11 protein-coding genes and 1 pseudogene are annotated in these 12,365 nt (G+C 63.5%); 10 read left to right on the top strand and 2 right to left on the bottom strand.

Annotated features, from left to right (window positions below; translation table 11 throughout):
* The first annotated feature begins 462 nt into the window (after window positions 1-462).
* Window positions 463-1,233, top strand: a complete 771-nt coding sequence (locus tag AB4Y44_RS17485; RefSeq protein ID WP_368700362.1) for a hypothetical protein — start codon at window positions 463-465, stop codon at window positions 1,231-1,233.
* 738 nt (window positions 1,234-1,971) lie between these two features.
* A pseudogene (locus AB4Y44_RS17480) lies at window positions 1,972-2,378 on the top strand (DUF4863 family protein); the annotation flags it as partial.
* A 57-nt stretch (window positions 2,379-2,435) separates the two neighbouring features.
* On the opposite strand, the gene AB4Y44_RS17475 reads toward AB4Y44_RS17480, so the two are convergent.
* Window positions 2,436-3,023: a TetR/AcrR family transcriptional regulator gene (locus AB4Y44_RS17475; protein ID WP_368700361.1), complete on the bottom strand. Its 588-nt coding sequence runs from the start codon at window positions 3,021-3,023 to the stop codon at window positions 2,436-2,438.
* Window positions 3,024-3,147: 124 nt separating this feature from the next.
* On the opposite strand from AB4Y44_RS17475, the gene AB4Y44_RS17470 reads away from it, so the two are divergent.
* Entirely contained in the window at window positions 3,148-3,573 is a 426-nt protein-coding gene (locus tag AB4Y44_RS17470) for a 4-oxalocrotonate tautomerase family protein (protein ID WP_368700360.1), read from the top strand.
* A 114-nt stretch (window positions 3,574-3,687) separates the two neighbouring features.
* Window positions 3,688-3,996, top strand: coding sequence for a DUF4148 domain-containing protein (locus AB4Y44_RS17465; protein WP_342924898.1), 309 nt, complete (start codon window positions 3,688-3,690; stop codon window positions 3,994-3,996).
* Window positions 3,997-4,020: 24 nt separating this feature from the next.
* Here the strand turns inward: AB4Y44_RS17465 and AB4Y44_RS17460 are convergent, their stop codons facing one another.
* The gene (locus tag AB4Y44_RS17460; RefSeq protein WP_368700359.1) at window positions 4,021-4,854 is read right to left on the bottom strand and encodes an oxidoreductase; all 834 of its coding nucleotides are present in this window, start codon (window positions 4,852-4,854) and stop codon (window positions 4,021-4,023) included.
* A gap of 94 nt (window positions 4,855-4,948) precedes the next feature.
* Between AB4Y44_RS17460 and AB4Y44_RS17455 the strand changes: the two genes are divergently transcribed.
* From AB4Y44_RS17455 to AB4Y44_RS17430, 6 genes are all read left to right on the top strand, one after another.
* Complete coding sequence (locus tag AB4Y44_RS17455; RefSeq protein ID WP_368700358.1) at window positions 4,949-5,920, top strand: AraC family transcriptional regulator N-terminal domain-containing protein; 972 nt, start codon at window positions 4,949-4,951, stop codon at window positions 5,918-5,920.
* 540 nt (window positions 5,921-6,460) lie between these two features.
* Window positions 6,461-7,549 carry an ABC transporter ATP-binding protein gene (locus AB4Y44_RS17450; protein WP_368700357.1) on the top strand — a complete coding sequence of 363 codons (1,089 nt, stop codon included), beginning with the start codon at window positions 6,461-6,463 and terminating at the stop codon, window positions 7,547-7,549.
* A complete protein-coding gene (locus AB4Y44_RS17445) occupies window positions 7,539-8,465 on the top strand; it encodes a sugar ABC transporter permease (RefSeq protein WP_342924894.1) in 927 nt (308 codons plus the stop codon). Before AB4Y44_RS17450 ends, AB4Y44_RS17445 begins: the two co-directional genes overlap by 11 nt.
* Window positions 8,462-9,325 carry a carbohydrate ABC transporter permease gene (locus AB4Y44_RS17440; protein ID WP_342924893.1) on the top strand — a complete coding sequence of 288 codons (864 nt, stop codon included), beginning with the start codon at window positions 8,462-8,464 and terminating at the stop codon, window positions 9,323-9,325. Before AB4Y44_RS17445 ends, AB4Y44_RS17440 begins: the two co-directional genes overlap by 4 nt.
* A 114-nt stretch (window positions 9,326-9,439) precedes the next feature.
* Window positions 9,440-10,771 (top strand): extracellular solute-binding protein, encoded by a 1,332-nt coding sequence (locus tag AB4Y44_RS17435; protein ID WP_368700356.1) that lies wholly within the window; start codon window positions 9,440-9,442, stop codon window positions 10,769-10,771.
* A 74-nt stretch (window positions 10,772-10,845) separates the two neighbouring features.
* A complete protein-coding gene (locus AB4Y44_RS17430) occupies window positions 10,846-12,357 on the top strand; it encodes an alpha-N-arabinofuranosidase (RefSeq protein WP_368700355.1) in 1,512 nt (503 codons plus the stop codon).
* Window positions 12,358-12,365: the final 8 nt, after the last annotated feature.

The following is a 12,365-nucleotide window of genomic DNA, read 5'->3' as shown; positions in this document are numbered from 1 at the left end:
GTGGCTCGCATCCACGAGTTCCTCTTCTCCGCTCTCTGGATTGTGCGCACGGATCATGCTTACCCGGCGGTTGATAAAGACTCTTATTCAAGTCCGGCGCTCGACATGGATTCCACGCATGACGTATGGCCGGATGCGTACATGACGCCTGGAGACCTTGCCGGTGCCAATTCTTCAAAATGCCGTCGGCGAAATCGCGCAACCGTACAGGGAACGCCAGGGTGATCCCGGCTGCATCGGGCGATGCAACGCATTGTTCATAGTTCTCCTTACTAGAATCGATTCCCCTGCTCATCGTGGCACATCGTATGCGCGAGGCGGCTGTTGGCGTACGCGCAGAATCTGAGCGCTGCACCGGCGCACTTTCGAAGCGGTTTGTACGAGGAAAGGGGCGGACGATGAACCGAGCGACGAAACACACGGCGACATGGGTGGTGGTTTTAGCGCTGTCCGGTGCGGCTTATGGAGCGGCGGGCGGCAACGGTGGCGGTGGCGGTGGCGGTGGCGGCCACGGTGGGGGTGGGGGCGCAGGTGGCAACGGCGGCGGCCACGGTGCGGATGCGGGTGCGGGTGCGGGTGCGGGTGCGGGTGCGGGTGCGGGTGCGGGTGCGGGTGCGGGTGCGGGTGCGGGTGGCAATGGCAATGGCAATGGCAATGGCAACGGCAATGGCAACGGCGGCCACGGTGCGGGCGTCGGTGCCGGCGTCGGCGCAGGTGTGGGTGGCGGCGCAGGCGTCGGTGCGGGCGTCGGCGCGGGTGTGGGTGGCAACGGTGCAGGTGCAGGAGCGGGCTCCGGGGGCAATGGTGCCGGGTCAGGGGGCAACGGTGCGGGCTCGGGGGGCAGCGGTTCCGGCTCCGGTGGTGCCGGTGCGGGTGCCGGTGCCGGTGCCGGTGCCGGTGCGGGTGCGGGTGGCGGTGCGGGTGCTGGTGCCGGTTCCGGTGGCGGCGCTGGTGCCGGTTCCGGTGGCGGCGCTGGTGCCGGTTCCGGTGGCGGCGCTGGTTCCGGTGGCGGTGCCGGTTCCGGTGGCGGTGCCGGTTCCGGTGGCAGCGGCTCAGGTTCCGGGGGCAGCGGTGCCGGCAGTGGTGCGGGTTCGGGAAGTGGCGGTCACGGCGCGGGAAGCTCCGGCGCAGGTAGCGCAGGTGGAGGCGCCGGCGGCGGTAACGCGAGTGCTGGCGGCCCCGGCGTGGCATCGGCCAGCGTCCTGGGAAGCAGGTTCGCCCAGTTGCGCATGAGGCAGAACGTGGTCGCGGCAGTGCCTCGGACCGCGCCAGGCGCAAATTCCATAGCGCGCGCTGCGCCGGCCACTTACAGCCAACCCAGGGTAACGGGTGCGAGCGGCAGTACCAACGCCTCGGCGACGGCTACCTCGGATACCGGCTACGGCCCGCCAGGCGTCAATGGCACGGGGACCGGCTCTCGCGCTACGGCAGCCGCCATACCGGTCAGTAGCGAGTACAGCCCGCCGGGTGACATCGGCACGAGACCCGGTTCGGGTCCCTGGGGCGGGTTCGCCGTGGATACGGGCGGTATCGAACCACCGATCCTGACCCCCAACGGGCCGGTCAAATGACCGAGGGCGGTTGCCACACCGAACCATCATAGCGACGCGTTGGCATCCGTCCAGGCGATGAGTGTGCGAACCGTTTGCCCTGGTTCCTCGTCATGATCGACAGCCGCGTGCACGACGGACGTCACACGCGAATCCTTTCATGATCGCAAGACACTCCTCGCTGGCGGGTGCGGATCCCCCGAGTCCAGCGGCACACGATTTGCGCGCATGCGTGGAACGATGCCGGGACCGGACAGGTTTGGATATGCGAGCAAAGATCCCGCAAGCGCACCCGTATCCCGAGCAATCCCACGAGGTCTTTGAAGCGCTCGATGGTGCGATCGATTGAATGTGGATTGAACACACGCCGTGGGCAACAATGGCGGCTCCCCCGCCGCCGCATACAGGAGCAAGGTCCCAAATATCTCTGACCCGATTCGCAACCACCCGGGATAACCTTGTCGCGCGCTTGATCCCCTTGCTGCAGGAGATCAAGGACATGACCGCAGGCACTGCGGTCGAACAATGGCTGAATACGAAATATGGCGTTGACAGCGCGTTGTACGGAGACGTGTCGCGACTGATCACAGCCGGCGTGAAGGAGGGCTGGGCGGCCGACACCGAGATCGCCGGTCCGCGCTATCGTCGCTCACGCGTCGTCGCGCCGAGCGCGGAGAAGCTCTTCTTCAGCGCCACGGCGGTGCTGCTGGGCAGCACGGACAACACCCAGAACACCCCCAGAAGGCAGCTTGCGCACCGACTATCATTTGCACCCCTATTGGCGAGATCAATCTGGTGGTGCCGCTCAATGAAGGCGCTGCACTCGCCTCATGGAACAACGTGTCGACCCGTGTCTGCAATAACCGTTTCCGCGCCCCCTCACCCTTACCTGCGCGGCACCGAAGTCAGCGCAACCGCCGAGCGCTCGACAGCGTCGGCGATCCGCTTCGACAGCGCCGGATCCGGCACCGCCCGCGCCAGCGTGACTGCGCCCGACAACATCGCAAGCAGCGCGATCGCCTTGTCGTCACGCGCCGCCCCGGCTTCGTCGGGCAGCCCCGCCGAGACCTCTTCGATCAAGCGGCGCAGCTCCGCCTCATAGGCTTCGCGAGTCTCGCCATCGGCTCGCACCATCTCGGGCGAAAAGCTCGGCAGCGCGCAGCTTTCGCCGATGTCGCATGTGCGCTTCGGGCCCAGATAGAAGCCGATGAACGTCTTGGGCCAGCGCTTGCCGTGGCTCGCTTTCAGATCGGCGACAGCGAGCCGCAACTGTTCCATGCCAGCCAGCACCACCGTGCGGAACGCCTCGCCCTTCGATTTGAAGTGTCCGTAGAACGCGCCGTTGGTGACGCCCGCCTCCTTCGTCAGGCCGTCGATGCCGGAGCCGCCATAGCCGTCGCGCCGGAACAGGCGGCTCGCCGCATCGACGATGCGTTTGCGCGTTTCGATCTTGTGCTCGGCGGTGTAACGCATCGGAATCTCGCATTCGGAGCGATTGCTCTTTTTTCTTGCTTAAAGAGCGATCAGTGTCTATACATAGAGAGCAGTCGCTACATATATACCACTAACTGCAGTCACTGACACATGAGGATCTGACATGCCTATCACGCTGACCGTATCCGAAGGAGTGCTGTCCACCGAGGCCGAAGCCCATACGTTCGCCGCCTTGACGCAGGCGCTGTTGAGCGTCGCGCAGCTGGAAGGCAACGCGTTCATGACGCCCAATGTGATCGGAACGCTGAACGTCATACCGGCCGCACGCGTGTTTTCGGCCGGCAAGCCCGCCGCCGCCGCGTTCGTCGAACTCACGCTGCCGCAGATCGCGCTGGCGACGCCGGAGGCCAAACGGGCTTTCACCGAAAAGGCGACCGCGATCCTCGAACAGGCGGCCGGCGGGCGCCTGAGGCGGGATCACATCTGGACCAACATCGTCTATGCGGCGGACGGCTCCTGGGGCATCGCGGGCCGCGCCCACAGCAACGCGGAGCTCGTCGAGGCGATCCAGGGAGCGACGATCGCGTGAATCAGGCGCCTCGCGTTCCACTGGTTCCCGACCTTCTTCGATTTCTACTGCGCCTCTCCCGGCGACTGGTCTAAGGCAAAATGAACGCGGAAATCACGCGCGTGGAGATCCGCTATGGAAAGCCTGCCGAAAAGCCGCCTGACGCTGACTGCGCTGGCGCTCCTGCTGGCTGGATGCGCCGCCGGCGGCCTGCCACAAGGCGGGCCACATCTGAGCGCAACGGAGTGCCGCGACCTCGCCACGCTCAGGAGCAACGCGCCACCGACGATGGCGCAACACCAAAGCGAGGTGGCGGCGTTGAGGAAGGCGGGCTACGACCCGTCACCATGGAACGACCCGTACTACCCCGAGGATCTTCAGGCGGCGCAGCACCGCGTCGACCATTGGTTTGCAACGGAGTGCCAGCAGTCTCATGCAGGGTGAGAAGATCGGACACGCCCGCGATCCTCAGCCGTCAGTCGAGACCGTCACGCTCTCCCAGGCACGGAATTCGTCTCGCAACGCCGACAGCTTGTCCCGCACGAGCCCGAGTGCATCGCTACCGAGCAAAAGATGCGCGGGCGGGTGGTCCGCGGCAATAGCGGCGAGCATCGCACGCGCTGCCTTTTGGGGATCGCCCAATTGTTTGCCGCTCTTCTCCTCACGCGCTTTGCGGATGGGGTCGAAAATCGCGTCATAATCCGGGATCGAACGCGGCGTTCGTTGCATCGATCGACCGGCCCAGTCGGTGCGGAAGGAGCCAGGCGCAACGGCTGTCACGGCGATACCCAAAGCCTTGACCTCTTTTCCAAGCGCCTCGGAGATACCCTCCAGGGCGAACTTGCTCCCGCAGTAGTAACTGATGCCGGGCATGGTGATATAGCCGCCCATCGACGTAATGTTCAGAATGTGGCCACGCCTGCGCGCGCGCATGAAAGGCAGAACGGCCTTCATCATGGCGACAGCGCCAAACACGTTGACGTCGAACTGTCTGCGCATTTCGGCGAGGGGCGATTCTTCCATGACGCCTTCGTGCCCGTAGCCAGCGTTGTTGACCAACACGTCGATCGGTCCGACGCTCGCCTCGATTTCCTCGACGATGCCGTCGATCGCATCGAAGTCGGTCACATCGAGCACGCGTGCGAATGCGCAATCCGCAGAGAGAGACTCGAACTCGCGCTTCGCCTCGACACTCCTCACGGTACCGACGACTTTATGACCTGCCGCCAGCGCCTCTTGCGCAAGCGCGCGACCAAAGCCGCTGCTCACGCCGGTGATGAGCAGAATTTTGCTGGACTCCATTGAAGCTTCTCCCGAACGTTGTCTGGTGAATGCATACTAATCTTAAGCGCGGAGCGAACCAAGCGAAATTCCGCTATTTTTCTTGCCTAAAACTATGAGCACGAACCGGACCTCTACCCACAATCCTTACTCCTCGTCGCGAAGCCGCAAGCGCATCGTCGCGTTGCTTCGCGCGTTGGCGCCCGAGGAGGGCTACAACCTGACCGGGCTGCCGGGCGTGCGTATCCTGCGCTCGAACCGGCCGCTGTCACGCACGCCGGTGCTCTACGACCCCGGCATCGTGATCGTTTGTCAGGGGCGCAAGCGAGGCTATTTCGGCGACCATCTCTACCTGTACGATGAACATCACTACCTCGCCGTGTCCGTGCCCGTTCCGTTCAGCATGGAAACCGATGCGACCGAAGAGCATCCATTGCTTGCGCTTTACCTGCACCTCGATTTTGCATTGGCCGCCGAACTGGCGGTACAGATTGATCGCGAAGGCGTAACGGAGCGCGTGCAAGCGCCTCAGAGCATGATGTCGACGCCGATGGATGACGCGATGCAGGCCTCCGTGCTGCGCTTGCTAGAAGCGATGCATCGGCCTCTCGAAGCCGCAGTATTGGGCCCGTGCCTGCTGCGCGAACTCTATTTCCGCGTGCTCACAGGCGCACAAGGCAGTTCGATGCGCGAGGCTTTGGCGATGCGCGGTCAGTTCGGCCGAATTGGCAGATCGCTACGGTTGATCCATGCCGGCTATGCACAACCGCTGGACGTGATGCAGTTGGCGCAGGAAGCGGGCATGAGCGTTCCGAGCTTCCACAGCCACTTCAAGGCGATCACTCAGGTTTCGCCGATGCAGTACGTCAAGTCGACGCGTTTGCATCAGGCTCGCCTGTTGATGGTCCGCCAGGACCTGACCGCCGAGGCGGCGAGCCACGCGGTGGGTTACACAAGCGCGTCCCAGTTCAGCAGGGAGTTCAAAAGACTTTTTGGCCTGACGCCTGCGGCGGAAACGAAGCGTATGCGCGCAAGCTTTGCCATTCCGGAGCCGTTTGCAGATGCGGTATATGTTTCCTCGCACTGAGTACGGCGCACTTTTGTCTTAATGGGTGAAAACGCTGCAAAAACGATGTCAGCGGGGAGAGCCCGCGCCGCGCTCATAGATAGCCGCAAATATCCCGCTTCAGGATCAATGATCTCAGTATTCCCAAATAATCGTCGCGCGATTTTCATTTCCGCGTTGCCTTGCCACGCACGCCGACATTTCGCTAGCCCTCCCCGTTCTGATAGGTGTGGGCTGCCGCGGCAAGCGCTACAGTTTGCGTCGAGGGTGCCCCCGCGTCCTCTCTTAGTGTCTCCTCAAACCTCTTGCCCGCCTCGTGCGGGTATTTTTTTGCCTCGCCAACGCATTGTGCATTCCACGCGCACGCGATACGCGAGCGCCAGGCATTCCTTTTCATTACGCCCCGCGCAATTGCCATCCCCGTTTGACGCAATACGCATAAAACCCATTATTTGGGATATCGAATGATTAAGTGTTTACACGAATGGGTTAGGACGTCACTCTTTTCATAATATCAACGCACTAAAAGCGGCGGTACGAGACTACTCCACAGGAGGCACCGTGACGGGCATCCGACTGAGCGGCGTAACGAAGCGGTATGGCGAAACCGAGGTGATCACCGGCCTCGACCTCGACCTTCAATCCGGTGAGTTCCTCGTCTTCCTTGGCCCTTCGGGCTGCGGGAAATCCACCTTGCTGCGCATGATCGCCGGGCTCGAAACCGTGAGCGACGGCCAGATCAGCATTGGCGAGCGGCGCGTGAACGATCAGCCGCCCGGCAAGCGCGGCGTGGCGATGGTGTTTCAGCACTACGCGCTCTACCCGCACATGACCGTGTACGACAACATGGCGTTCGGCCTGCGCAATACGGGCGTGAGCGCGGGCGAAGCCGACCAGCGCATCAACGAGGCCGCGCGCATGCTCGAACTCGGCCCGCTGCTGCAGCGCCGCCCTGCCCAGCTTTCGGGCGGCCAGCGCCAGCGCGTCGCCATCGGCCGCGCCGTCGTCAAGGAGCCCGAAGCATTTCTCTTTGACGAGCCGCTCTCCAACCTCGACGCCGCGTTGCGCACCCGCACGCGCCTCGAGCTTGCGCGCATCCATCAGCGCCTGCACTCCACCATGGTGTTCGTCACGCACGATCAGGTGGAAGCCATGACGCTCGCCACGCGCATCGTCGTCATGAACCGCGGGCGCATCGAGCAGATCGGCGCGCCGCTCGACATCTACAAGCGGCCCGCCACGCGCTTCGTCGCGGGCTTCATCGGCACGCCTGCGATGAACTTTATCGATGTCGAGCGTGTTGGCGACAACGGTGGGCGGTTGATCGTCGCCCTGCCGTTCGACGGCGTAGAGGCGCCCACCGCGATCGCCGCGGCGAGCTTGCCGGCGGGCAAGCTCACGCTGGGCGTGCGCGCCGAACACGTGCTGCTGGACCCGCAAGGGCCGCTGGTCGGCCGCGCCGAAGTCATCGAACGGCTGGGCGACCGCTCGCTCGCGCATGTGAGCATGCCCAACGGTCAATTGCTCGTGGCCGAGTTGCCGCGCGCACGCGAGCTCGAAATCGAGACGGGCGACACCATCCGCATGAGTCTCGACGCAGCCCACCTGCATGTATTCGATGAAACCGGCAAGGCGTGGCATGGCCTCTAACCGCTCGCTCGCCATGCCGCTTCCGGAAGCGCGCGAGGACCGGCGGCGCAACCTGCGCGCGCCGTGGTCCAACGCGCTGTTCGTGCTGCCCTTCGTGATCGTCTACGTGCTGTTGCTGATCGTTCCGTTGTGCTTTGGCTGGTGGTTGAGCCTGCAGCGCGTGGACCTGCTCGCCGGCACGAGCGAGTTCATCGGCATTCGCAACTATCTCGATCTCACCCTCGACCCGATCTTCCGCGGCGCCCTGCGCAACACGTTCTACTTCGTCATCCTCACGGTTCCTGTGTTCGTTCTGCTCGGCCTCGCGCTCGCGCTGGTGCTGAACCGGCCGGGACGCTTCGGCGCCGCGCTGCGCGCACTCTTTTTCGGCTCCTCCGTGTTATCGGTCACAATCGTCACGCTGGTCTGGAAGCTCGTGATGATGCCCGGCAACGGCCTGCTCGCCGACCTGAGCCACGCGCTCCATTTGCCGGAATTCATTCCGCTGATGCACGAGGCCACCGCGCTGCCCGCCATCGCCGTCGTCACGGTCTGGTGGATCATGGGCCTGCCGATGATGCTGTTCCTCGCCGCGCTCCAGCAGATTCCGCAGGAGCTTTACGAAGCCGCGGCGCTCGACAGCGCCTCGCGCTGGCGCACGTTCACGAAGATCACGCTGCCTTCCATCTGGCGCACCGTCGCGCTCGTGGCGGTGATCGAAGCGGTGCTGCAGTTTCAGTTGTTCGGCCAGGCCCAGTTGCTCACGGACGGCGGCCCGAACAATTCCACGCGCCCGCTCGTGCAATTCATCTACGAAACCGGCTTCCGCCAATGGTCGTTCGGCTATTCCGCAGCGGCGGCGCAAGTGCTGTTCGCGCTGATGCTGATCGGCGTGGTCGCGCAGGCCTGGCTTCTGCGCAAGAAGGAGAAGGCATGAGCACGCTCGCTTTCGATACGCGCTCGCGCGGCTCGCTGACAGGACGCATGGGCGACCGCCTGATGCTGGGCGCCGTGGTCGTACTCGCGCTCTTCTGGATCACGCCGCTCGTCTGGGTGCTGTGCCTCTCGTTCAAGCCGAATGCGTTTCTCGAACGGCACACCGACGTGCTCTTTTCGCCACCCTTCACGCTGCAGAATTACACGAACATCCTCAACACGTCGGCGGTGGGCGGGTGGCTCGTCAACAGCCTCATCGTATCGATCGGGCAAACGCTGCTCACGCTCGTGATCGCCTCGCTCGCGGGCTATGGCTTCGCGCGCACCGAGTTTCCCGGCAAGCGCTATATCTATGTGCTTTGCCTGTGCGGACTCGCCGTGCCCGAGCAGGCGCTCGTGATTCCGCTGCACCATATCTTCGCCACACTCGACTGGCACAACACCTACGGCGCGCTGATCCTGCCGCGCCTTGCCTCGCCGTTCGGCGTGTATCTCATGACGCAGTACTTCAAGGCCGTGCCCATCGAAATCGAGGAGGCCGCCTTGCTCGACAATGCCTCGCGCTTCAAGGTGTTCTGGCGCGTCGTACTGCCGCTTTCGCTGCCGGCACAGGCAACGCTCGCCATCTTCACGTTTCTCAGTGCGTGGAACGACTACCTCTGGCCGCTCGTCTCCGCATCGAAGCCGGAGATGTACACGCTGACGATCGGTCTCGCCTCGACGCAAGGCAATTTCGCGCAGTCCGAGGGCATCGGCTACCTCATGGCGCAAGCCGTCTTCGCCGGCTTGCCCATCTTCGTGCTGTATTTGTTCTTCCAGAAGTACATCGTGGCGGCCGTAGCCGGCACCGCAGTTCGATAGGCGGCGACCCCGCATCACACGTCGACCGGTCGCCCTTTATTCGCAGTACAAACAAAGTGATCCACTGGGAGCGCGTGAACAGCGTGCCAGCTGGGTCTCGCACAGGAGAGAGACATGAGAAGATCGTTGATGCGCAGCGTCCTCACGCTGGCTGCGCTCGGCCTCGCGGCGACCTTGACGGCGCCGGCCCAGGCCAAAACGGAAATCACGCTGTCACGCTTTTTCGGCGCCTGCGACGCCGAATACGGCAAGGTCAACGACGTGAGCCAGGCCTCGGGCGAGTGCGGCATCATCACGACGCTCGTCAACCAGTTCAACGCGACGAACAAGGAAGACATCGTCGTCAAGCCGCAGATCATCGAGTGGACCCCCTACTACACGCAGATCGACGCGCGCATTCTGAGCCGCGACGTGCCGACCATCTCGGTCATGCACGAGGCGGTCCTGGGCGACTACGTGAAGCGCAATCTGGTCGAGCCGCTCGACGACGGCTTCAAGTCGGTCGGCGTGGACACCCACGATTTCACGCCCCAGGCCCACCGCGCCGTGACGTTCGGCGACAAGACCTATGCGCTGCCGTTCGACACCCATTCGTGGCTCTGGCACATCAACGTCAACCTGTTCAAGAAGGCGGGACTCGTCGACGCGAGCGGCAAGCCCATCCTGCCGAAAACGCCCGACGAACTGCTTGCGCAGGCGAAGCAGTTCAAGGACAAGACGGGTCTGCCCTACTTCGCCGTACCGATCGCCAATGAATCGGCCGCGCAAACGCGCACGTTCGACACCTGGGTCTATCAACAAAACGGCACGCTGTTCCCCGCCGGCCCGACGAAGATCGACATGCACACGCCGGCCGCCGCCAACGCGCTCACGCTCTACGACAAGCTCATGAAGGCGGGCGACGTCACGCCGGGGCTCGACTATGGCGCGGCCAACCAGGCGTTCGAGAACGGCAAGGCCGGCGTGCTCATGGTCGGCACGTGGATGATCGAGGACTTCACGAATCTCGCGAAGAAGCCCGATTCCCCGCTCGCCAACGGCTACGACGTGGTGCCGTTCCCGAATCTGTATCAGAAGAAGGCGGTGTGGGCCGACGGCCACTCGTGGGTCATGCTCAAGGGCGGCGCGAAAGACGAAAAGACGCGCCACGCCGCGCTCGTGTTCCTCAAGTTCCTTTACGACCACGACGGCGACTGGGCGCGCACCGGCCATCTGCCCGCGCGCCAGTCGATCATCACGAGCGCCACGTTCAACGCGCTGCCGCATCGCGCGGAAATCAAGGAGATCTCGACCACCGGTTACGCGCTACCGAACACGGTGCCGCGCCAGTTCGCGATCCAGCAGATCGTGGGCGAAGAGATCAGCAACATGCTCTCGACAGGCAAGTCGGTCACCGACGTACAGAAGGAAGCCGAACAACGCACCAACGCCCTGCTCGCGCGATAACGCCACCGGAGGTCCGCGCCCGCCCGGCGCGGCCGCCTCACTTCATATAGCTACAGGATGGATAGAGGAACACCATGATCGCTTCCCGCCTCATCGTCGATCGCGACTTCGTCATTTCCGAGCTCGACCGGCGCCTTTTCGGCGTCTTCGTCGAGCACATGGGCCGCTGCGTCTACACCGGCATTTTCGAGCCGGGCCATCCGGACGCCGATGAGCGCGGTTACCGCAAGGACGTGATGGCGCTCACGCGCGAACTCGGCCCGACGATCGTGCGGTACCCAGGCGGCAATTTTCTCTCGGGCTACAACTGGGAAGACGGCGTGGGCCCGCGCGAAAAGCGTCCGCGCCGCCTCGATCTTGCATGGTACTCAACCGAAACCAATCAGTTCGGCACGAACGAATTCATCGAATGGTGCCGTTCGCTCGACATCGAACCCATGTACGGCGTGAACCTCGGCACGCGCGGCCCCGACGAGGCGCGCCGCTTCGTCGAATACTGCAATCATCCGGGCGGCACGGCGCTCTCCGACCTGCGCCGCGAGCACGGCTATGAACAGCCTCACGACATCAAGTTCTGGTGTCTCGGCAATGAAATGGACGGCCCGTGGCAGATCTGCCGCAAGACTGCCGAAGAATACGGACGCGCCGCGCTCGAAACGGCCAAGCTCATGCGCTCGGTCGACCCCACCATTCAACTCGCCGCGTGCGGCTCCTCCACGCACGAAATGCCTACCTATGGCACGTGGGAGGACCGCGTGCTCGATCATTGCTTCGAGCAGGTCGATTTCATTTCGCTACATACTTACTTCGAAAACCGGCGGGACTCGACTGCAGAGTTCTTCGGCAACATCGAAGTGATGGATCTGTTCATCAAGGAAATCGTCTCGGTGGCGGACAGCGTGGCCGCGCGCAAGCATTCCTCCAAACGCATCATGCTTTCATTCGACGAATGGAATGTCTGGTACAAGGCGCGCACCATCAACGACCTGCGCAAGCCGGGCTGGCCCGAGGCGCCGCGACTCATCGAGGAGGTCTACAACCACGAGGACGCGCTCGTGGTGGGTGGCGCGCTCATCACCATGATGAACAATTCGGACCGCGTGAAAACCGCCTGTCTCGCGCAACTCGTCAACGTGATCGGGCCGATCATGACGGAGCCCGGCGGCCGCGCGTGGCGCCAGACCATCTTCCATCCCTTCGCGCAGGCCTCGAAATTCGGCCATGGCCGCGTGCTCAAGCCGGTGATCGATTCACCCACTTACGAAGCCGAAACTTTTCCGGAGATCCCCTATCTCTGCGCAGCGGTGGTGGACGATCGCGCCACGGGCACGACGACCCTCTTCGCGCTCAACCGCCACCTGAGCGACGAAATGGAACTCGATGTCGAGCTGCGCGGACTCGGCAAGGAACGTACGCTCGATCACGCACTCGAGTTGTATCATGCCAACATGAAAGCGGTGAACACGGTGGAGGCGCCGACGACGGTGGCGCCTGCAGTCAACAGCGCCGTGTCGGTCGAGGGGGAACGCGTGCGCGCGAAGCTCAAACCGGGCTCGTGGAACGTGATTGTGACGACCGCCCGATAACACAGCAC

This window comes from Paraburkholderia sp. BR10937 (assembly GCF_040965695.1).
Taxonomy (GTDB): Bacteria; Pseudomonadota; Gammaproteobacteria; order Burkholderiales; family Burkholderiaceae; genus Paraburkholderia.
This window is presented reverse-complemented; position numbering and strand designations above follow the sequence as displayed.